We start from the raw sequence: 21,327 nt of genomic DNA on the forward strand, positions 1-21,327 counted from the left end.
TACCGCCTCGTAGCCCATAGGGGAGAACCATGGATCGAACACGTCAGCTCTGGATTTGGCTTCTATCATTGCTGGCAGTCTCTTTTGCCGTCCTGCTTCTGGTTGGCCGCGACATCAGCATTCAGGCGCCGCCGCTTCCCGCCAAGGTCGTGACCGCAAACGGCGAAACCGTCTTCACCCGTGCCGAGATGCAGCGTGGCCGCCAGGTCTGGCAATCTATGGGCGGCATGCAACTGGGCTCGATCTGGGGACACGGCGGCTACGTAGCGCCCGATTGGTCAGCCGACTGGTTGCACCGGGAATCACTGGCACTTCTCGATCTCTGGGCACAGCGGGATCTGGGCGGCGCCTTTGAGAGTTTAAACGAGGAACACAAGGCGCTCCTCCAGCGGCGGCTGCAAACGGAAATGCGCCGAAACACGTTTGAAGCGAGCACGGATACCATCACGATCAGCAACGATCGCGCGGTGGCAATCGAGCGGGTGGCAAAGCACTACGTCAATCTGTTCGGCAACGACCCCGCCACGGCCGAGCTGCGCGAAAACTATGCCATGAAGAACGATACGGTCCCCGACGCAGGGCACCGAGCCGCCATGACCTCCTTCTTCTGGTGGACGGCCTGGGCGGCCACAACGGAACGACAAGGGCGGACGACAACGTATACGAACAACTGGCCGAGCGAGCCGCTGGTCGGGAATCGCCCACCATCAAGTACATTCATCTGGTCGGCCTTCAGCGTCACCTTCCTGCTTGCCGGCATCGCGCTGTTGGGTTGGCACCATGCGGTGACGCACGGACGAAGGGAGAAGGAGCACGACCTCCCCGCGAAAGATCCGCTGCGCGAGATCGCGGTGACGCCTTCGATGCGGGCGACAGCCAAATATTTCTGGGTCGTTCTCGCACTGTTTCTCGCGCAGATCATGCTGGGTGCAATGACGGCCCACTATCAGGTCGAGGGGCAGCTGGTTTATGGCTATGAAGCGGCCGAGATCCTGCCTTATTCGATCACCCGCACCTGGCACACGCAGCTTGCCGTGCTGTGGATCGCGACAGCCTGGCTGGGAACGGGCCTCTACATAGCTCCTGCGATCTCGGGCCATGAACCGAGGTTCCAGGCTCTGGGTGCCAACATCCTCTGGGCCTGCCTCCTGATTATCGTCGTGGGCTCCTTTGCCGGGCAATGGCTCGCGGTGATGCAGAAACTGGGACTGGAGAGGAACTTCTGGTTCGGACACCAGGGCTGGGAATATGTCGATATGGGGCGCTTCTGGCAGTGGTTTCTCTTCATCGGCCTGATGCTCTGGCTTGTGCTCGTCGGCCGGGCGCTCTGGCCTGCGCTCAAAGAGAAGTCCGAATCCCGCCACATCACGATGCTGTTTTTCCTATCCGCCGTAGCCATCGGACTCTTCTACGGTGCCGGGCTGTTCTGGAATGAGCATACAGCGCTCTCCATGATTGAATATTGGCGTTGGTGGGTGGTCCATCTGTGGGTCGAAGGCTTTTTCGAGGTGTTCGCCACCGCGGTCATCGCCTTCCTCTTCACGCGCCTCGGCCTCATTCCGACACCCACCGCCACGGTCGCCGTCTTGTTTGCCACGATCATCTTCATGGCAGGCGGAGTGCTGGGAACGTTGCACCATCTCTACTTCGCGGGAACCTCGATCGCGGTGCTGGCGCTTGGCGCGAGCTTCTCAGCGCTCGAGGTCGTGCCGCTCGCCTATATTGGCTTCGAAGCTTATGAACACTGGAAGCTGAGCAGCGCGACACCCTGGATGCAGCGTTATAAATGGCCCGTCATGTTCTTCCTGGCGGTATCCTTCTGGAATCTCGTCGGAGCAGGCCTGTTCGGCTTCCTCATCAATCCGCCGCTGTCGCTCTATTACATGCAGGGTCTCAATCTGACGCCGCTGCACGGACACACCGCATTGTTCGGCGTATACGGCATGTTGGGCGTCGGGCTCGTCCTGTTCTGCCTGCGTGGCATGTTGCCGAACCTGATCTGGAACGAAGGCGTGCTGAAGACGAGCTTTTGGTGCTTCAACATCGGCCTTGCGTTGATGGCGCTCCTGACCTTGCTGCCACTTGGTACGCTTCAGCTGACCGCCGCGATTGACAAGGGCTACTGGTACGCTCGCTCGGCCGAGTTCATGCAGCAACCGGTGGTCGATCTGCTGGTGTGGCTGAGGGTTCCTGGAGATATCGTCTTTTCTGCCGGGGCGGTAGCGCTCGCCTGGTTTGTCGCCAGTCTTTGGCTCAGACCCCGGTCTGACGACAGCGAGGCGCAAATTGCACAGTGATCGATCGAGGAGTCCGATGCCGCGCAGTCCCAGCCAACCCTTGCTCGTGGGCTAGCCACGTTCTGTCGACAAACGCCACACTTGGATGCGAGTTTCGGTGAACCTTTTGTCCATGCGCACCAAACTTCTGTTCGCAGGTCTGGCAGCCGGGTCGATGGCTGCTCTATCCTCGCCCGCGATTGCTCAGATGCCGCCCGGCTCACGGGACTGTTCATTCCAGTCGCTATCGCCGGAGGAAAAGTCTCGGTACCAATCCCGTTACCGGCGCCGCGTGCGCGTCGATGGGCAAGCTTTTGCCGATAATGGCTGTATGAACAGGTGTGCATGACAGCCTCTGAGCGCAAAGCCCTCCGGCGTCCCCGCAAGGGCAAAAACTGCCGCGCCGTTTCGCGCCCCGTCACCAGCTTGGACGGATCCATGACAGTTGGCATCGGGCGCAAATGCGACTGACGCGCTCGATGCCGCACATGGCGATCATGGTGCGTTTCCAGGAGGGGACCAAATCCTACGCTAAGAATTTTGGCCAGCGATATTCTTCGCCGGTCAGGGTTATGTGCTCCCACCCCGCTCCTTACGGAGATCGAATCCACTGATCACTGAATTCTGACTTTAGAAACGTTTCTTGAATCGGGATCCATGGATGAAAAGGGGCCGACTCTCTGCATTCAGCGAATATTCGAACGCGAAGGCAGAAGGCCGGCCTGATCGATCAGAAGCTGATCGTTGCCGTGCCCCAAAAGCGGCGCCCTTCATCGAGCATCCAGTTGCCGTCGAGACCATCAAACCGGCCGCGGTCATCGACCGGCACGATCTTGTCGGTGACGTTGAGCACCGCCGCCCTCAGCGCGAAATTCTCATTGATCGTGAAATTGATGCCGACATCGAAGGTCGTGCTCCCTTCACGGGTGCGGGTGTTGAGCGCGCCGTTGCGGAACCCGCTGAAAGTCTGCTTGCCCGAGTAGTAGCCGAGCACATAGGCCGCGATCTGCTCGGTCGCTTGCCAGTCCAGGCGAACGTTGGCCATGTGCCTGGGCGTCTTGTCGAGCGGCGTTCCGTCAAGCGAACTGCCGTCGAAAGCGGGCTCGCCGCCACCCTTCCGGACGGAATCGGTGTAGGTATAATTCGCGGTCAGCAGCAATGCCGGGGTGATCGGCAGTCTGCCATTCACTTTGTCAAACGGCGCGCAAACGGGACCCCGTATAGGCGTTGAAGGGGGACCCCCTTTTCGAGATTGAGCGGAGGGTTGATGCCCTGCGCTGTGTGCGGCGGAGGTCGGGCGTAGCCCGGCCGGAGGCGTACACAGCGCAAGTTCGTTTTGAAGCTGGGGTGAGAGTGGCGGCTAACTGCGGTTTTTGAAGCGCCAGCTGTCGTTGCCGGTCTCGACGATATCGCAGTGATGAGTGACGCGGTCGAGCAGAGCCGTGGTCATTTTGGGATCCCCGAACACGGTAGGCCATTCGCCGAAGGCGAGGTTGGTCGTGATAACGACGCTGGTGCGTTCGTAGAGCTTGCTGATCAGGTGGAACAGGAGCTGGCCACCAGAGCGCGCGAACGGCAGATATCCCAACTCATCGAGCACCACCAGGTCGAGCCGTGAGAGCTGTCCCGCCAGGGTCCCGCCCTTGCCGATCCGGGCCTCCTCTTCGAGGCGTGTCACCAGCCAGGGATCGTAAATGGTGCGGTTCCGCCCGAAGTGACGCTCATGTTCCCCGACGATCTCTTCGCCGCAGCGGATGACGATCCGGCCCGCATAGGCGCGCACCTGCACCGTGCGCCGCGCCGCCCTGGACATGACCGAGTAGCGGTTGCGGTCGAAGCTGATGAGGCAGGTGCCGGTGACGGCATGCTCGCTCTCATGGAAGCCATCGAAGGGCGCCAGGATCGGCTGCAGGACAGGCCGCTCCATCTCCAGCGCCTAGGCCACGGTGATATCGCCGCGCTCGGGATGGGTGTGGTGCTCGGCCCAGCGCCGGCACTCCGCCTTCCTTCTCACGATCTGGCTTTTGAGCCATTCGAGCATGGAATCTTTTGCCATCATGGGCGTCGTCGTCGCTCTCGGCAGCATCGTCTACCGGGCCAGCATCCGCCGGTCATCAACGTAGGGGTCACGACGGTGGAGCGAGCGGTCGGCTCTTCAAGCCCAACGCGATCGGCTCATTTCTCGCTCACCAGTCGTGAACTAACGGCAAATTTGTCAGAATTTGAGGGTGAAAGTGATTTATGGCCCTCATTTTTGTTTCAAGCAGCGCCTGCCGAATGCATCTCTGCGATTGATGTCTTCTGCAAAAGCTTGTTGGCATCGGATGCTCGCTGATCACACCTAACCCGTAATCGTGCCTCTGGCTGACATACCCGACAAACGTATAAGCTCGCCATGCGCGGGCGTCACCAACCCAATTCCGCGTGCGATCCCAAGCGCACAAGCTGCAAGGTGTCGTCATCGGGCTTGCGGTAAATCAGCACGAGGTCGGGCTTTATGTGGCAATCGCGATGGTCGCGCCAGTCGCCGGTCAGCGCATGGTCGCGGTGGCGCGGTTCAAGCGGCTCGTCGGATGCCAGCGCCTCGATGATCGGGATCAGGTCAGCGTCCAGCGTCTTGGCGTGCTGCCCCTTCTTCTCCCGCTTGTAGTCGCGCTTGAACCGCCCGAAGCGTTCAATCGTCCGCATTGAGGTCGGCCATCAGGTCGACCACCGTGGCGAACCGCTTGCCCTTTCCCTCGCGCGCTTCCTTCATGGCCTCGATCGTCTCGGCATTGGGCACCAGCGGTTCAAACGGCAAGGCCTTGTCGCGGGCAACGCGGGTCAGCATCAGGCGCACGGCATCGGAGACGGTCAGCCCCATAGCAGCCAGCACGGTCGCGGCTTCCTCCTTCACCGCTCCGTCGATCCGGGTCTGCACAAGAGCGTTTGCGGCCATGTCGATTTCCTTTCTGCATGACGATGTAATGCAAGCGAACGCAAAGTGCAATCAGGCAAAGCCCCGGCTATCGACATGGCGACCGGGCTTCGCGTTTTTCACCTTCAATGCTGTGAGTGCCATCGGTTCGGGGCCCTGATCGGGAATGTTGGGGCCGTTCTCACACTTTCGGTGGGCAAACGGTCCCACAATCGTTCCACATTTTGGGCCAAATTCAGGCAAATCAGGGAGACGACCGCGAACAACTTACAAGACAAATCGTTGCTTTTTCAGTGTAGGTAGGGGTAGGGACGCCATCAGCTCGCTTGACACAAGGTTCTACACTCGACAGCGGGGTCCTCTACCACCGGGCAATTCTGCAGGATGCTGCAAACCGCGCGATATCAATGGCGGGCGAAAATTCGCTGACCGGCGCTGCCGAAGGCCACCACCGTATAGGGTTGGCGGGCAGCGCCTGCCACTTCCATGCCCTCCGAACCGATCGGCATCCCCGCAACCGCAATGCCTTTGACGCCCGCAGGACGGGTCGCCAGCAAGCGCTTGACGTCGGATATCGGGACATGGCCCTCGATCATATAGCCATCGACGATCGCGCTGTGGCAAGATGCCAGCGTCCGGGGCATGCCGGCCTTGCGCTGAAGCTCGCTGCGCGACGCATCGTCACGCATGACGACCTTGCGTCCCAGCTTCGCGCGCACGGCCTGCGCCCACTTCTCGCAACATCCACATCCCGGATCCCGGTGGACGACGATATCACTGGCCGCAAGCGCTACGCCGGGCATGGCGAGGAACAGCAAGGCGACGAATAGGCGGGTCTTCATGAAATGACTCCCGGAAGAACGATAAGCATGGGGCAGAGGCCCCTTCTTTTCTATACGCATCAATGCGCCCCTCCCCTCATCACGCAGATGATTTTACGATGGCGGGCGGCCTCCAGGCTAGCGGCAGGGACACAAGCAGCGCTAGCGATAGACCACCAATCCCCCACAGAACGAGCGGCTGCGCCCCGGGAGCGACGATGGCTATCGCCAGCGGCGCGAGCGCCTGCCCGATGCTGGCGGCGGAATGCTGGAAACCGAGCTTCACGCCTGAAGGGGCCCCGCCGCCGCTGATCCAGAAGCTGGTGACCAATCGAAGGGTTGCCGAGCTCCAGCCGGCAGCAACGATGATCCCACTGAGTTCGGCCATGCTCGCGGCGACAGGGAACAGGAAAAGCGCCGCAGCCAGCAGGCCGAGCGTCAGCCCCGCAAGCCGCCTCGGCATGGTCACCAGCCAATCGAGCCTCGCATGGAAGATCTGTGCTGCCAGCATGCCCAATCCGCAGAGACTGAGCATCCAGGCGATCTCTTCGCGGCTCAGCGAAATGACGCTCCGCGTCACCAGGAGATTGACATGCATCGCCGCCAGCCCGCCGCCCGCGACGATCGTGACGAAAAGGCCCAGTCGGCCCGAAGCTGCGATTTTGGTCATCTTGGAGAACAGGTCGGAAACGGGCTGGTTGTTGTTGACGGTCGCCCATGCGAGGAACGACGTTCCGCTCCGATAAGGGAGCGGCGTTATGAGCCTTGGCGTTTCGAGTGGGGATCTGATCGGCTCCTGGAGCCTGAGTTTTTCGGACATCGCGTTCGTGACCGGCAAAGCGGAGACGGCACGACTGGGATTGGCGGTTCAGCTTAGATTTTTCGCCGGGCATGGCTTCTTTGTGCCGGATCATGCGTCGATACCCTCCGACGGTGTCTTGTATCTGGCGGAGCAACTTGGTCTCGATGCCAAATCCGTGAACCACTATGATTTTTCCGGTCGCACCGCCCGCCGGCATTGCGCGGAGATTTTGCGGCATCTCGGGTTCCGCCGTATGACGCAGACGGATCGCAGGGCGTTGTCGGGGTGGATTTCCGACGATCTTTGTGCGGGCGGGCAGTCGATCAATGCCATGCTCGAGCATGTTTTCCTGTGGTGCCGCGACCGCCGTATCTATGGGCCGTCGCGCAAGGAGCTGGAACGCCTCGTCCGCTCGCAACGACACTTCTATCTGGAGGCCCTGTTGGCCCGAGTCGGCGACCGGCTTGCGCCGGATGCGATCGCCTTGCTGGAAGCCTCGCTCGCCGATCCCGAGGGCCCGACCGGCTTCAACACGATGAAGGGCGATGCAGGTCAGGCGACGCTCGAAAACATTCTTGGCGTGACCGCCAAACTCGCCTTTATCCAGCGGCTTGCTCTTCCCCGAGATTTCCTATCGGTCACGGGCAAGGCATGGGTCGATCAGATCGTTCGCCGGGTTGCCGGCGAGAAAGCCTCGGAGATGCGCCGGCATGTACCGGCGCGCCAGCTCGGGCTCTATGCCGTTTATCTGATGGCGCGGGAAGCTCAGCTTACGGATGCGATGGTCGACCTGCTGATCGAGACGGTCCATAAGATCGGATCGCGCTCGAAACGCAAGGTGGTGGGCGATATCGCGAAAGACATCGAGCGGGTCTATGGCAAGGAGCGACTCCTGGTCGAGATTGCCAGCGCTTCGATCGACGATCCATCCGGGCGCATCTGCGATGTCATTTTCCCAATCGCCGGCAAGGACAAGCTGGCGGCGATCGTCAAGGAAAGCCAGGCAAAGGGCGCCTTGGATCGGCGGATCTACAAGGTGATGCGGGGGTCATGGGCCAATCATTATCGCCGTATGCTGCCAAGCCTGCTTTCGGCACTGGAGTTCCGGTCGAACAATGCCGTGTGGCGTCCGGTGCTGGCGGCCCTGGACTGGATCAGAAGCAAAGTGGATGATGGATGCCGCTACGTGCCGCCGCACGCAGTGCCGGTCGACGAGGTCATTCCGGCGAGATGGCGCAGTTCCGTCATTGATGAAGAGGGGCGCGTAAACCGGATCAGTTATGAGCTTTGTGTCCTCGCGCAACTGCGCGATCGCATCCGTTCTAAGGAAATCTGGGTTGTCGGGGCGGACCGATACCGCAATCCCGATGACGATCTTCCCAAGGACTTCGATGCGCGGCGAGAAGCATATTACACAGGATTGAACCTGACGGCGGATGCGCGTGCATTTTCAAGCGCCATCCGGGGAGAGCTTGCTCAGGAACTGTTGCTCCTCAATGCCAATATTCCCCGGAACGACAAGGTTCGGCTGCTGTGGCGCGGCGAGAACCGTATATCTCTCACCCCGTTCAAACCCTTGCCCGAACCCAGGGGTCTCGCCTCGATCAAGACCGAGATCGGCCAACGCTGGCCGATGACCGGGCTGCTCGACGTACTGAAGGAGGCTGCCCTTGATACGGGACTTCTCGAAGCGTTCGAAACATCGGCCTCGCGTGTTGCACTGCCGAAAACCGCGCTGGATCAACGTCTCCTGCTATGCCTCTACGGCCTGGGAACGAATGCCGGGCTCAAGCGGATCGCCGGCGCCACCCCCGATGTCAGCTATGAAGAGCTGCTGCATGTCCATCGCCGCTTCGTTCATACCGCGGCGCTCAAGGAGGCGTGTGCCAGGGTTGCGAATGCCACCCTGGCAATCCGCAATGCCGCAGTCTGGGGGGACGCCGGCACGGCCTGTGCGTCAGATTCCACAAAGTTCGGAGCCTGGGATCGCAACCTGATGACGGAATGGCATGCGCGTTATGGTGGACGGGGCGTCATGATCTACTGGCATGTCGAACGACGCGCGACGTGCGTCTATTCCCAGCTCAAGCGCTGCTCTTCCTCCGAGGTCGCCTCCATGATCGAGGGCGTGCTGCGCCATTGCACCGACATGGAAATCCAGCGACAATATGTTGATAGTCATGGCCAAAGCGCGGTTGGCTTTGCATTTTGCCGGCTTCTCGGATTTGAGCTTGCACCCCGCCTGAAAGCGATCGCTCGCCAGAAGCTGGCTCTTCCCGATGTCGGCATGCGAACGCGGCTTCCCCACTTGCAGCCGATCCTCTCCAGTCCGATCAACTGGGATGAGATCGAGCAGCAATATGACGAGATGGTCAAATATGCAGCCGCGATGCAGACAAAAACCGCCGACCCGGAGGCGATCCTGCGCCGGTTTAGCCGCTCCGAGGTGATGCACCCGACCTACAAGGCGTTGAGTGAGTTGGGCCGCGCGGTCAAGACGATCTTCCTGTGCCGGTATCTGCGCGAGGAGTCCTTCCGCCGCGAAATTCATGAAGGCCTGAATGTCGTTGAAAACTGGAACAGTGCCAACGGGTTCGTTTTCTTCGGCAAGGGCGGCGAGATCGCCACCAACCGCATCGATGAGCAGCAGCTCTCGGTCCTGGCGCTACATTTGCTGCAAGCGTCGCTTGTCTATGTGAACACCCGAATGCTTCAGAGCGTGCTGGTGGAACCGAAATGGACGGGCCGGATGACGCCGGATGATTATCGCGGCCTCACACCGCTGATTTACAGCCACGTCAATCCTTATGGCCGCTTCGACCTCGATCTAAATAGCCGGATCGATTTTGGGCGGCTTGCTGCCTGACCGGGGCCTTTCCGCTAGCACCATTGGGGTGCACCCGAACGTGACGATCGGAAGTGACATATGCGACATGTCACAAAAGGGTGGTTCCGTCACCAATGTTACTGTACGAGGGCAAAGCCACCCTAATGTGACGGATTTGCCCATGACCCGCGTCGGCTACGCCCGCGTCAGCACCATCGACCAGGATCTCGATATCCAGGTTGCCCGGTTGAAGGCGGCGGGCTGTGAAATCGTCCGCTCCGAAACAGGCTCGGGCGCATCGCGCACTGGACGCACGGAGCTTGAGACGATCATGCAGTTCCTGCGCGCCGATGACGAACTCGTCGTCCTGCGTCTCGATCGGCTCGGTCGCTCCACACGCGATGTTCTCAATCTGGTTCATGAACTCGACCAGAAGGGAGCCTCATTGCGGGTGCTTGAGCCGGAGGTGACGACGGCCGGAAGCATGGGGCGGATGGTGATCACCATTCTGGGCATGGTCGCGGACATGGAACTGACGTTCATCAAGGACCGGCAGCGCGCCGGGATCGAGGCGGCGCGCGCCGAAGGCGTCTACAAAGGCCGGAAGAAAAACATCGATGACGATGAAATCCGACGCCGGATCACCGCCGGCGCGAGCAAGGCCAGCGTCGCGCGCGACCTCAAGATCTCAAGGATGACCGTCTATCGGGCGCTTGACGTCATTCCTTCAAGGATCGGGCTGCCGGAAAAGCCGCCTTCTGTCACCATCGCCCTGCATCTGACCATCGAGAACTTCAACAAGCATGGTCGTGGCAGAAAGCCCGCTCGCGAGCGCATCGAGGCGATGCTGGAGCGGGATTACCAGATGCAAAAGACCGGGAACTGCGATTACACGCTGACCGTCGCCTATGATCAGGATGCCGATGGCGTCAGCCTCGATGACGAGATCGCATCTCTCCAGACAGAGATGTTCAACATCGCAGAGAGCTACAGGTGCTCGATCGAGACCGATGTTTACGAGATTGGAGGACAAGAGCGAGCCTGGTAGCTCGCCATGTTCAATCTTCGTTCTTCAACATGGCCAAAATCGCAGCTTCGGGCCGACTGGGCCGAAAAGCAGGATCAGCGTCGCGCCGAGCGTCGGCGCGGGCAGGTCTCCGCCATCGATGCAAGGTGCACACCAGCGCGGCAGACGCACGGCGCAAAGCGCCGCCCCGACGGCACCGATGCCGAGAGCGAGGATCATGAGGGGAGCGCGGGGCAGGATCGCGGCCGAGACCTCCGCCACCAGCGGACCGGCGAGATCGCCCAGAAACACGAAGGCGGTCAGCCAGGTGAAGCGGCGCGCCTGGTCCGCGCGCCCGCTTGCGGCAAAGCTCGCGCAGAGCAAGCCCAACGGTATGATGGCGGCCGACGCCATCCCCGCCACCAGACGCAATGCATAAAGCTCAGGCAACCCGACGAGGCCGATCGGCGCGGTCACCAGCGCGAGGATGACCAGCGCTGCGCGCAACATCGCCCGATAGTCGACCCGGTCCGCGATCCAGCCCCAGAGCGGCGCCGCCAGCAAGGCTGCCAGGGGATGGACCGCGGTCAGGCTCGCGACGTGAAAATCATGAGCGCTTGACGATAGCGCGCCACGAGCCGGGTCGACCAGTGCCGGAAGGAAGGCGAGAATGGCCGTCTGTCCCGCCGACGCCGCAGCCGCCGCGAGCAACAAGACGAAAAAGGAGGCCGGCCAGCGACCGTTGGCTTGCGATCCAGCCTTGTCACGCGGCGCGTTCGCGGTCGATCCCTCGAGTGGCCATCCGCGGATCACCACCAGGCGCGCAAGCCGATCACCAGCCTGTGTTCGGAAGGCCCTTCCCTGCGCAGGCGACGGAAATCGGCCGTGCCGTCAAATGCGCGCTCCCAGACGAAGCCGATATAGGGCGCGAACTTGCGCGACACCTCGTAGCGCAACCGTCCGCTCAGCTCGACATTGCTGAAGCCGCTGCCGAGCTGCCGATCGCTCGACCGCTTCGAATAGATATTGGTTTCCACCTGCGGCGTAAGGATCAACCGATTGGTGAACAGGACCTCATAGGAGGCCTTGGCGCGCGCCGCGAGACGCCCATCGGTTCCTACATAGCCGGTGAGCTGGACGTCGAACCAATAGGGCGCCAGTCCCTCGACGCCGGCGGCGAGCCAGGTGGTCGCACCCTTGCCGAGATCCTGCCTGACCCCGAGCAGCGTGCCCCAGAACGGGTTCTTGCTGTGCCACCACAGCGCCTCGACGCTGCTCTCCGGATCGAGACGTTGGTCGCGGGAGTTCTTGAGCCCCTGGCTGCGCAGCCAGAGCTTGTCATTGTCCTGACCCTTGGTGACGAGCACGGTCCAGCCCACGCCCTGACCCTCGTTGCCGCTGGTGAACTCGAGCTCATCCACAAGTATCTTGGGGATCGAGAGCTTGTCGGCCATCTCATAGCCCGGCAGCGTCGAGTTGCGATAGCCGTCGGCATAATCGTCCGAGTTGCGCGCGTCCGGCGGGGCCTTGCCACCCTGCATCGAGCCCATGTCCATCGTGGCGCCGTTACCGGACGCCTTCGTGTCGGTCATATCCATGCCCGGCATGTCCATGCCCGCATGCTCCTGAGAGCCTTGCGCGGAAGGTGAGTTTGGATCGGGAGTGGCCGTTTGGGCAGGGGTGGCGGCGGGCGACGGGGGCAAGGCATCCTGCGCGAGGGCGGGAGCCGTGATCGCCGGCGCCAGGAAGAGGGCAACGCCAAGAGCAATGCCGCGCGAGGGGATAATCCGGATCATGCGACCACCACCTCCCGGAACATGCCGGCCGCCATGTGATAGAGCAGATGGCAGTGGAAGGCCCATCGGCCCATGGCGTCGGCGGTGACGCGGAAGCTCACCCGCTGGGCGGGCTGGACCACGACCGTATGCTTGCGGACCTGGAAGGCGCCGTCCGGGCCTTCGACATCGCTCCACATGCCGTGCAGATGCATCGGATGCGCCATCATCGTGTCGTTGACGAAGGTGACGCGCAGCCGCTCGTTCGGCTTGAAATGCAGCGGCCGGGAATCGTTGAGCTTGATGCCGTCGAGCGACCAGATGAACCGTTCCATATTGCCCGTCAGATGCAGCTCGATGTCGCGCTCGGGCTCGCGCGGGTCGGGATCGCCGCCCGGCGTGCGCAGATCGGCCAGCGTCAGCACGCGCCAGCCGCGCCCGCGCAGCCCGGCGCCGGGATCGTCGAGATTGGTGCGCGGATAGTCGACGCGCATGTCGGTATTGGCGCCATATTCGGTGCGGGCGTGCCGTGCCCTGGCCGGCATCTCGGTCATGCCGTGCCCGGCATGCGCGTCGCCTCCCATTGCGCCCATCGTCGCCATCGCGCCCATCATGTCGACCGGCTCGAGCCAGGTCCGGGCATCGAGCGGCGGCACGGCTGCCGCCATGCCCGGGGCCGGTGCGATCGTGCCACGCGCATAGCCGCTCCGATCGATCGCCTGCGCGAAGATGGTGCGGGCGCCGCCCTCGGGCATGGTGAACTCGACGTCGTAGGTCTCGCCCGGGCCGATCCGGAATTCCTCGACCGTGACCGGCTCGACCGGCTGCCCGTCGGTCGATACGACCGTCAGCTCGACCCCGGGGATCCGCACGTCGAAGAACGTCGCCGTCCCCGCGCCGACGAAGCGCAGGCGCACGCGCTCGCCGGGCGCGGCGATACCGGTCCAGTTGCCGGCGGGCGGCGCGCCGTTCATCAGATAGGTGTAGGTCGCGGCAGAGACATCGCTGTAGTCGGTCGGGTTCATCCGCGAGCTGTTCCACATCCGCCGCCGCTCGAGCGCCTTGCCCAAGCCCATGGTGCCGACATCCTTGAGGAAATCGCCGGCGGTCGGCTGCGCAAAATTATAGTAGCTGCTCTGCTTCTTGAGATTGAGGAAGATCTGCAGCGGCGGCTCGTCCGACCAGTCGCTGAGCACGATGCAATAGTCGCGATCGGGCGCCCGCGCCGCCGGCGCCTGTTTCGGCTCCACGATGATCGCTCCATAGAGTCCCGTCTGCTCGGCGAGCGTGTGAGCGTGATACCAGTAGGTTCCGCTCTGGCGGACCTCGAAGCGATAGGTGAAGGTCTCGCCCGGCGCGATGCCGGCAAAGCTGATGCCGGGCACGCCGTCCATCTCCGCCGGCACGATGATGCCGTGCCAATGGATGCTCGACATCTCCTTGAGGCCGTTGCGCACACGGAGCGTGACCGTGTCGCCTTCGCGCAGGCGCAGGACCGGCGCGGGCACGCTGCCGTTCACGGCGGTCGCGATACGGCGTTTGCCGGTGAAGTTGACTGGCAGCTCGGCGATCTCGAGGTCGAACTCGGTCCCGCTAAGCTCGGCGGGCGAGACTGGGGCGGATCGCGCGAGAAGCGCCGGGGCGAAGCCGGCAACCGCGCCGCCGATCGCCAGCCCCTGGACGAAACGGCGCCGTGCGATCGGCCGGATATGTAAGGGAGACATGAACTGTACTTTCGCGAAGTCGGGTTCAGGCGAGGTCGAGGACGATCCGGCCCTCGATGTCGCCATGGTGCATGCGGGAGAAGACGTCGTTGATGTTCTCCAGCTTGTCTGCATGGACCGTGGCCTTGACCTTGCCGTCGCCGGCGAACGCCAGTGCCTCGAGCAGATCGAGCCGCGTGCCGACGATCGAGCCTCGCACGGTAATGCCGTTCAGCACGGTGTCGAAGATCGACAGCGGGAAGTCGCCCGGCGGCAGACCATTGAGCGCGACCGTGCCGCCGCGCCGGACCATGCCGAGCGCCTGCTGGAACGCCTTGGGCGAAACGGCGGTGACGAGCGCTCCGTGCGCGCCGCCTATCGCCTTCTTGAGCGCTGCCGAAGGGTCCTCGCTGTGCGCGTTGACCGTCAGTGTGGCGCCAAGGCGTGTAGCGAGGTCGAGCTTGCTATCGTCGATGTCGACCGCGGCCACATTGAGACCCATGGCACGGGCATATTGCACCGCCATGTGGCCGAGCCCGCCGATCCCTGAGACGACCACCCACTCGCCGGGTCGGGCCTCGGTGGCCTTCAATCCCTTGTAGACGGTGACGCCCGCGCAGAGGATCGGCGCAATGTCGAGGAAGTCGACATTGTCGGGAAGGTGACCAACATAGTTGGGATCGGCGAGGACATATTCGGCAAAGCTGCCATTGACCGAATAGCCGGTGTTCTGCTGTTCGTGGCAAAGCGTCTCCCAGCCACCCAGGCAATGCACGCAATGCCCGCAGGCGGTGTAGAGCCAGGGCACACCGACCCGGTCGCCTTCCTTCACATGGGTGACGCCCGCACCGACGGCGGCGACATGCCCGACGCCTTCATGGCCAGGAATGAAGGGCGGGTTGGGTTTGACCGGCCAGTCCCCTTCTGCCGCGTGCAGGTCGGTATGGCACACGCCGGTTGCCGCAATCTTGACCAGGATCTGCCCGGGGCCGACCGTCGGGATCGGCGCGTCCTCGATGACCAGGGGCTTGCCGAATTCGCGGACGACCGCCGCCTTCATGGTTTTCGCCATGTCCGTTTCTCCTTTTGAGCGAGGGGTCAGAACAGGCCGAGCGCGTGCTCGTCATAGGAGACGAGCAGGTTCTTGGTCTGCTGATAATGGTCGAGCATCATCCGGTGATTTTCACGCCCGAAGCCCGACGCCTTGTATCCGCCGAAGGCGGCATGGGCGGGGTACTGGTGATAGCAGTTGGTCCAGACCCGCCCGGCCTCGATCGCGCGGCCCAGACGGTAGGCGGTGTTGCCGCTCCGGGTCCAGACGCCCGCGCCAAGACCGTAGGCGGTGTCGTTGGCAAGTGCGATCGCCTCCTCGACCGTCTTGAAGGTGGTGACCGCCAGGACGGGACCGAAGATCTCCTCCTGGAAGATGCGCATGTGGTTCTGACCCACGAACACGGTCGGCTGTACGAAATAGCCCTGGTCGAGCGCACCGCCCGGCAGCGCCCTGGCGCCACCGACCAGACACTGCGCGCCCTCGGCCTTGCCGATATCGATATAGCCCAGGATCTTGTGGAGCTGGTCCTCCGACGCCTGCGCGCCGACCTGGACCGACGGGTCGAGCGGATCGCCCTGGCGGATCGCGGCGACGCGCGCCACGGCGCGCTCGATGAAGCGGTCGAAGATCGACTCATGGATCAGGGCGCGCGACGGGCAGGTACAGACCTCGCCCTTGTTGAAGGCGAACAAAGTAAAGCCTTCGAGCGCCTTGTCGAAGAAGGCATCGTCCTCGTCGAGCACGTCCGCCATGAAGATGTTGGGCGACTTGCCGCCAAGCTCCATCGTCTGGGGGATCAGATGGTCCGCCGCGGCGTGCATGATCTGCTTGCCGGTGACGGTCTCGCCGGTGAACGAGACCTTGGCGATGCGCGGATTGGCGGCGATCGCCTGGCCGACGGTCCGTCCCGGGCCGGTGACGACATTGAGCACGCCGGGCGGCAGGATGTCGGCGGTGAGCTCGGCGAACATCAGCAAGGTGAGCGGCGTCTGGGATGCGGGCTTGATGACGGTGCAGTTGCCCGCCGCCAGCGCCGGGGCGATCTTCCACGCCGCCATCAGCAGCGGGAAGTTCCACGGGATGATCTGGCCGACGACGCCGAGCGGCTCGCGGAAATGATAGGCGATGGTGTCGGCATCGATCGTCGAGATGCCGCCTTCCTCCGCCCGGATGCAGCCGGCGAAGTAGCGGAAATGGTCGATTGCAAGCGGCACGTCGGCAGCGCGGGTCTCGCGGATCGGCTTGCCATTGTCGATCGTCTCGGCAAGCGCCAGCAGCTCCAGATTATCCTCGAGCCGGTCGGCGACGCGATTGAGAATCCTGGCGCGCTCGGCGGGCGCGATCCTTGCCCATTGATCCTTGGCGGCGTGCGCCGCATCGAGCGCGCGCTCGACATCTTCCGGCGTCGACAGCGCGAACTCGGCGATCTGGGCGCCATTGATCGGGCTCTTGTCGGCGAAATACTCGCCGCTCGCAGGAGCGCTCCAGCGGCCTCCGATGAAATTATCATAGCGGTGTCGGAAGGAGGCCGCCGCGTTAATGGTCCCGATCGCCTTCTCGAACATAACCTGACTCCATCTCTGTTGATTTCCACTGAGAGTTGACCCGGGATTTTCATCGAGAAGTGACCCGGTTGGAAGGTATGTCCCGCTATGCGGGTGGTGGGTCAAGCGGGTTATTTTTCCTTTCGTGATTTGGGGTCCGCGGCGCTGGCCCTGAACCGAAAGCTGTCATTGCCGGTCTCGAGGATGTGACAGTGGTGGGTGAGCCGGTCCAGCAGAGCCGTTGTCATCTTGGCATCACCGAACACGCCAGCCCATTCGCTGAAGCTGAGGTTGGTGGTGATGACGACGCTGGTGCGCTCGTAAAGCTTGCTCAGCAGGTGGAACAGCAGCGCGCCGCCTGACGGGCTGAACGGCAAGTATCCGAGCTCGTCGAGGATGACGAGGTCGAGGCGCAGGAGCCGTTCGGACAGTTGGCCTGCCTTGTTCATGGCCTTTTCCTGTTCCAGCGCGTTGACCAGGTCGACGGTGGCGAAGAAGCGGACCTTCTTGCGGTGATGCTCGACCGCCTGGACGCCAAGTGCGGTGGCGACGTGCGTCTTGCCGGTGCCGGGGCCACCGATCAGGACGACGTTATGGGCGCCATCGATAAACTCGCCGCGATGCAACTGGCGGACCATGGCTTCGTTGACCTCGCTGGAAGCGAAGTCGAAGCCGGCCAGGTCCTTGTAGGCCGGGAACCGGGCCGCCTTGATCTGGTAGGCGATGGACCGAACCTCGCGCTCGGCCATCTCGGCCTTGAGCAACTGGGAGAGGATGGGGATGGCCGCATCGAAGGCGGGTGCCCCCTGCTCGATGAGGTCAGCGACGGCCTGGGCCATGCCGTACATCTTGAGGGAGCGCAGCATGACCATGACGGCGGCGCTGGCGGGATCATGACGCATGACGCAGATCCTTCCCGCGCAGCGTATCATAGCGCGCGACATTGGCCTTCGGCTCCCGGCGCAGGCTCAACGCCTGTGGGGTATCGATGGCGGCGATGCTGGTTGGCTTGCCGTCGAGCAGCCGGTGGAGGATGTTGAGGATATGGGTCTTGGTCGGCACGCCAGCTTCCAGCGCCAGTTCGACGGAACAGAGCACCGCCTGCTCATCATGTTGCAGGACCAGCGCGAGGATCTCCACCATCTCCCGGTCACCGCCGGGGCGCTTGAGCAGGAAGCCCTGCAACTGCCGGAAGGCCTCGGGCATCTCGGCAAAGGGCGCGCCGTTGCGCAGGGCGCCAGGCTTGCGCTGGATCACCGCCAGGTAATGCCGCCAGTCATAGATGGTCCGCCCTGGCTGGTCATGGGACCGCTCGATGATCCGGCCATGCTCGCACAGGACCTGGCCCTCGGCGGCGATGACGAGCCGGTCAGGGTAGACCCGCAGGCTCACCGGCCGGTTGGCGAAAGAGGCTGGCACGCTGTAGCGATTGCGCTCGAAGGAGACCAGGCAGGTCGGCGATACCCGCTTGGTGTGCTCGACGAAGCCATCGAAGGGCCGGCCCAGCGGCATCAGACTGGCGACCTCTTCGGCATGCACATCGGCGATGGTGCCGGGCAGGACGCCATGCTGGATCTGACCCCATTGCGCGATGCACTGCTCCTCGAGCCAGACGTTGAGCGCATCGATGTCGGGGAAGCTGGGCATGGGTTGCCACAGCCGGCGCCGTGCATCCTGCACGTTCTTCTCGACCTGTCCCTTCTCCCAACCGGAAGCCGGGTTACAGAACTCGGGCTCGAACAGGTAATGACTGGCCATCGCGGCAAAGCGCGCGTTGACCTGCCGAGCCTTGCCCGTGCCGATCCGATCAACCGCGGTCTTCATGTTGTCGAAAATCCCGCGCTGCGGCACGCCGCCCAGCACCCGGAAGGCCTGGGTCAGAGCGTCGAACAGCATCTCGTGAGTCTGGAGCAGATAAGCTCGGACGGTGAAGGCGCGGCTGTGTGACAGCTTGGTGTGCGCCACCTGCAGCTTGGTCTGCTTGCCGCCCAGCAAGGCCCAGTCCTCGCTCCAGTCGAACTGGAACGCCTCGCCCGGCGCAAAGACCAGCGGCACGAACGTGCCGCGACCACTGGTCTGCTGCTCGCGCTGACGATCGGCCTTCCAGGTCCGCACGAAGGCCGCAACGCGCCCGTATGAGCCGTTATAGCCCAGGACCACGAGATCGGCGTGCATCTGCTTCGCCGTGCGCCGCTGCTTGCGCGACTTGCCAGCCTCGATCCGCAGCCAGCCTGACAGCTTCTCCGCATACGGGTCCAGCTTGCTCGGCCGCTCGGGAACCTTGAACTGCGGCTCTACCGTGTCCGCCCGCAGGTACTTGCGGATCGTGTTGCGCGACAAACCAGTGCGCCGCTCGATCTCCCGGATCGGAACCTGCTGCCGGAAATGCCAGCGCCGGATTACACTCAATAACGCCATGTCGATCACTCCTGAATCCTCCGACCAATCAGCCAGAGGGAAGTCAAAACATGGGTCACTTCTCAGTGGAAACTTATGCCCCTCCCGGGTCAACTCTCAGTGGAAATCAACAGGCTTCCCGCCCGATCCCTTCGCCGAGCCGCAACGGGCCGGCCTGGCGCTGCCGGACTCCGGCCCGACGCCGCAGCCCACGCAGCGCATCGCGGACCACGACGGCACCGACGGGGCATGGAACGTCGAGAAGGTGATGGGCCACCGCCAGCGAGGACAGGCGCCGGGACACGGTCGCCGGCTTGAGCCGCCGCGCCTCGCAATAGTCAATATAGGCGACAAGCCGCGCTTCGTCGGCGGGCAGGCCGATCCCGCCGCGCTCGGCCGAGAAGCGCGCGTAGCAATCGAGATCGACCGCGAGCGCCTTGATGCTGGCGGGCGCCCGCGCCTCGATGCTCTTCTGGAAGTTGAGTTCGACCAGGCTGGCGCCTTCGCCTGTCAGCTCCTGAAGCAACTCGACGAGCTGGACCGCGCGATCTTGCGCGGCGCCCGACCGCCGCTGGGGCAGCGGCGCCTCGCCGGGTGCCAGGATCGTCACGATCTCCGCGGAAACCGAGCGCTTGGGCATGGGCAGACGCTCTGTCTGTGCAGCGATCGACAGGACGGATTTGGCGCGCATACCGGGGGACTATAACCCCGATTTCGCCGAAGTCACTATCGATAACACTCTATTATCGATAGTGCAAAAAAGGGCGTGCTAGGGATGGTGCAGTTAAGGCAGTTTAGGTTACCCTTGCGACATGCCCGATTTTTGCGATCCATCGACCCGATTCCATCCGCTCCGATCGGACGAAGATGCGCCGATCGAAGACCTGATGACGGCAAGGGTGCGCGCGGCGCTCACCTGGGGCCAGCTGCAAGGCCGTTTAGCGCATGTGCCCGCGCAAGTTGCGCATCAATTCTGCGCCGCGCTCGCCCGCCTGCTCCTCGTCGAAGCGCTCACGGGTAGCGGCTTTTCCGGCGCGAACAGCTGGTTTTCCGCATGGTTTTCCGGCCTCCAGCCCGTGCCCGACGCCACCGCCCATGTCGCAGCCCCGCCCTCGCTGGTCGCCGACACGCTGCTCGCCGAGCTCTCGCTGTCGGCCTGGGCGCCGCTCGCCGACACGGCCATCCAAATCCGCGCCGCAGCGCATTTCCATCGCGGCGAGGGCGCCCCGCAAGGCGAGCGCGGCGATGCCCCCGCGTTCGCCGTAGCGGAAGCGGCGCGGCTCGCCGAGCCGCCCGCCGACGATCGCGCGGACGACTGGCCCCTCGCCGCGCTCGATCGCCTGCATCGGGCCGCGGCCGCCTCGCCGCATTTCGCGCCCACCGAGCGCAGCTACCAGCTGCTCCCCCTGCCCGCCGGGCCGGTCTCCTTCGAGCAGACGCGGACGGCCACGCCGCTGTGGGCGCTCGATCTCCTCGCCGGCGCCCTGATCGCGCGGAGCGCGCCAGCGACCAGGCCGCTGCCCCTGCCCGGAGCCGTGCGCGCCGAGGCGCTCAGACCCGAGCTCTGGTCCCGCGAGCGCGCCATTATCACGGCCGAGGCCGCCGGCGAAGCTGCGCAGCGGCTGAGCGACCAGCTCGATGCAGCCCATGCGAGCGTGCGCGAAGTGCATGAGGCGATGACCGTCCTGCGTTCGACCTCGCGCGCGCCGCTGCTCTACCGGCTGCTCGCGGGCTTCGGACCGCTGCGCCCGCTCCAGATCGAGAAGGCCCTTGGCGTTTCGAAAAACGGCGTGCGCGATCTCGTCGCCGCCCTCGTCAAAGCGGGCCTCGCCGAGCGGGCGGCGTACGAACATCACACGATCATCCGCGCCCTGCCCCGCGCGCGCCGTGCCACGCTGGCGGCCGAGGGTGAAAGCAGATCCGTTGAAACCAGCTCCGGCGCGACGTTCGCCGCGTTCGACGCGGCCATGGCCGATGTCGAGCGCGTGCTCGCCCGTATGGAGACGGCGCGCGAATGACCCCGGCAACACGGCAAGATAGGAAACCCCGGCAGAAACTTCAAATCGACGCGCCCGATACGGGACTCGCGCCGCCGTTTCAGGCCATGACCTGTCTTTGAACGATCAAAGGAAAGTTCGCGCAAAAGCCCCTGGGAGCGCAAAAAGGCGGTCTCGGATAGGAGGGGGCGCCCAGAGGCCGCCACCA

15 protein-coding genes and 3 pseudogenes are annotated in these 21,327 nt (G+C 63.4%); 4 read left to right on the top strand and 14 right to left on the bottom strand.

Annotation, left to right across the window (positions count from 1 at the left end):
- Positions 1–29: 29 nt before the first annotated feature.
- Positions 30–2,297 carry a nitric-oxide reductase large subunit gene (locus SAMIE_RS22225; RefSeq protein ID WP_025549136.1) on the top strand — a complete coding sequence of 756 codons (2,268 nt, stop codon included), beginning with the start codon at positions 30–32 and terminating at the stop codon, positions 2,295–2,297.
- Between the two features lie 709 nt (positions 2,298–3,006).
- Here SAMIE_RS22225 and SAMIE_RS22230 read toward each other — a convergent pair.
- The 6 genes and pseudogenes from SAMIE_RS22230 to SAMIE_RS22260 all read right to left on the bottom strand — a co-directional run.
- Positions 3,007–3,435 carry a TonB-dependent receptor domain-containing protein gene (locus SAMIE_RS22230; protein ID WP_021245211.1) on the bottom strand — a complete coding sequence of 143 codons (429 nt, stop codon included), beginning with the start codon at positions 3,433–3,435 and terminating at the stop codon, positions 3,007–3,009.
- 201 nt (positions 3,436–3,636) lie between these two features.
- A pseudogene (locus tag SAMIE_RS24185) lies at positions 3,637–4,167 on the bottom strand (ATP-binding protein); the annotation flags it as partial.
- A 515-nt stretch (positions 4,168–4,682) separates the two neighbouring features.
- A complete protein-coding gene (locus tag SAMIE_RS22245) occupies positions 4,683–4,964 on the bottom strand; it encodes a type II toxin-antitoxin system YafQ family toxin (RefSeq protein ID WP_004212690.1) in 282 nt (93 codons plus the stop codon).
- Complete coding sequence (locus SAMIE_RS22250; protein ID WP_004212689.1) at positions 4,951–5,214, bottom strand: type II toxin-antitoxin system RelB/DinJ family antitoxin; 264 nt, start codon at positions 5,212–5,214, stop codon at positions 4,951–4,953. The genes SAMIE_RS22245 and SAMIE_RS22250 overlap by 14 nt, the downstream gene beginning before the upstream one ends.
- Before the next feature lie 383 nt (positions 5,215–5,597).
- Positions 5,598–6,035 carry a DUF411 domain-containing protein gene (locus tag SAMIE_RS22255; RefSeq protein ID WP_007683347.1) on the bottom strand — a complete coding sequence of 146 codons (438 nt, stop codon included), beginning with the start codon at positions 6,033–6,035 and terminating at the stop codon, positions 5,598–5,600.
- 79 nt (positions 6,036–6,114) lie between these two features.
- Positions 6,115–6,651 (bottom strand): annotated as a pseudogene (locus tag SAMIE_RS22260) (MFS transporter); the annotation flags it as partial.
- A gap of 121 nt (positions 6,652–6,772) precedes the next feature.
- Between SAMIE_RS22260 and SAMIE_RS22265 the strand changes: the two are divergent.
- Positions 6,773–9,682, top strand: coding sequence for a Tn3 family transposase (locus SAMIE_RS22265; RefSeq protein ID WP_126516964.1), 2,910 nt, complete (start codon positions 6,773–6,775; stop codon positions 9,680–9,682).
- 142 nt (positions 9,683–9,824) lie between these two features.
- A complete protein-coding gene (locus tag SAMIE_RS22270; RefSeq protein ID WP_046766332.1) occupies positions 9,825–10,691 on the top strand; it encodes a recombinase family protein in 867 nt (288 codons plus the stop codon).
- A gap of 63 nt (positions 10,692–10,754) precedes the next feature.
- On the opposite strand, the pseudogene SAMIE_RS22275 reads toward SAMIE_RS22270, so the two are convergent.
- The 8 genes and pseudogenes from SAMIE_RS22275 to SAMIE_RS22310 form a co-directional block, all read right to left on the bottom strand.
- Positions 10,755–11,465 (bottom strand): annotated as a pseudogene (locus SAMIE_RS22275) (MFS transporter); the annotation flags it as partial.
- Positions 11,459–12,445 (bottom strand): copper resistance protein B, encoded by a 987-nt coding sequence (locus tag SAMIE_RS22280; RefSeq protein WP_009823975.1) that lies wholly within the window; start codon positions 12,443–12,445, stop codon positions 11,459–11,461. The gene SAMIE_RS22280 and the pseudogene SAMIE_RS22275, both read right to left, overlap by 7 nt.
- A complete protein-coding gene (locus tag SAMIE_RS22285) occupies positions 12,442–14,148 on the bottom strand; it encodes a copper resistance system multicopper oxidase (protein WP_062343367.1) in 1,707 nt (568 codons plus the stop codon). The genes SAMIE_RS22280 and SAMIE_RS22285 overlap by 4 nt, the downstream gene beginning before the upstream one ends.
- Before the next feature lie 25 nt (positions 14,149–14,173).
- On the bottom strand, positions 14,174–15,199 hold the full coding sequence (gene adhP / locus SAMIE_RS22290) for an alcohol dehydrogenase AdhP (RefSeq protein ID WP_007683342.1): 1,026 nt from the start codon (positions 15,197–15,199) through the stop codon (positions 14,174–14,176).
- A 26-nt stretch (positions 15,200–15,225) separates the two neighbouring features.
- Positions 15,226–16,746 (bottom strand): aldehyde dehydrogenase family protein, encoded by a 1,521-nt coding sequence (locus SAMIE_RS22295; RefSeq protein WP_025549141.1) that lies wholly within the window; start codon positions 16,744–16,746, stop codon positions 15,226–15,228.
- 110 nt (positions 16,747–16,856) lie between these two features.
- A complete protein-coding gene (istB, locus tag SAMIE_RS22300; RefSeq protein WP_066704332.1) occupies positions 16,857–17,627 on the bottom strand; it encodes an IS21-like element helper ATPase IstB in 771 nt (256 codons plus the stop codon).
- Positions 17,617–19,143, bottom strand: coding sequence for an IS21 family transposase (gene istA / locus SAMIE_RS22305; RefSeq protein WP_066704330.1), 1,527 nt, complete (start codon positions 19,141–19,143; stop codon positions 17,617–17,619). Before istA ends, istB begins: the two co-directional genes overlap by 11 nt.
- 106 nt (positions 19,144–19,249) lie before the next feature.
- Positions 19,250–19,813, bottom strand: a complete 564-nt coding sequence (locus SAMIE_RS22310; protein ID WP_126516965.1) for a site-specific integrase — start codon at positions 19,811–19,813, stop codon at positions 19,250–19,252.
- A gap of 196 nt (positions 19,814–20,009) precedes the next feature.
- On the opposite strand from SAMIE_RS22310, the gene SAMIE_RS22315 reads away from it, so the two are divergent.
- Positions 20,010–21,140, top strand: coding sequence for a MarR family transcriptional regulator (locus SAMIE_RS22315; RefSeq protein ID WP_126516947.1), 1,131 nt, complete (start codon positions 20,010–20,012; stop codon positions 21,138–21,140).
- Positions 21,141–21,327 lie beyond the last annotated feature (187 nt).

This window comes from Sphingobium amiense, assembly GCF_003967075.1.
Taxonomy (GTDB): domain Bacteria; phylum Pseudomonadota; class Alphaproteobacteria; order Sphingomonadales; family Sphingomonadaceae; genus Sphingobium; species Sphingobium amiense.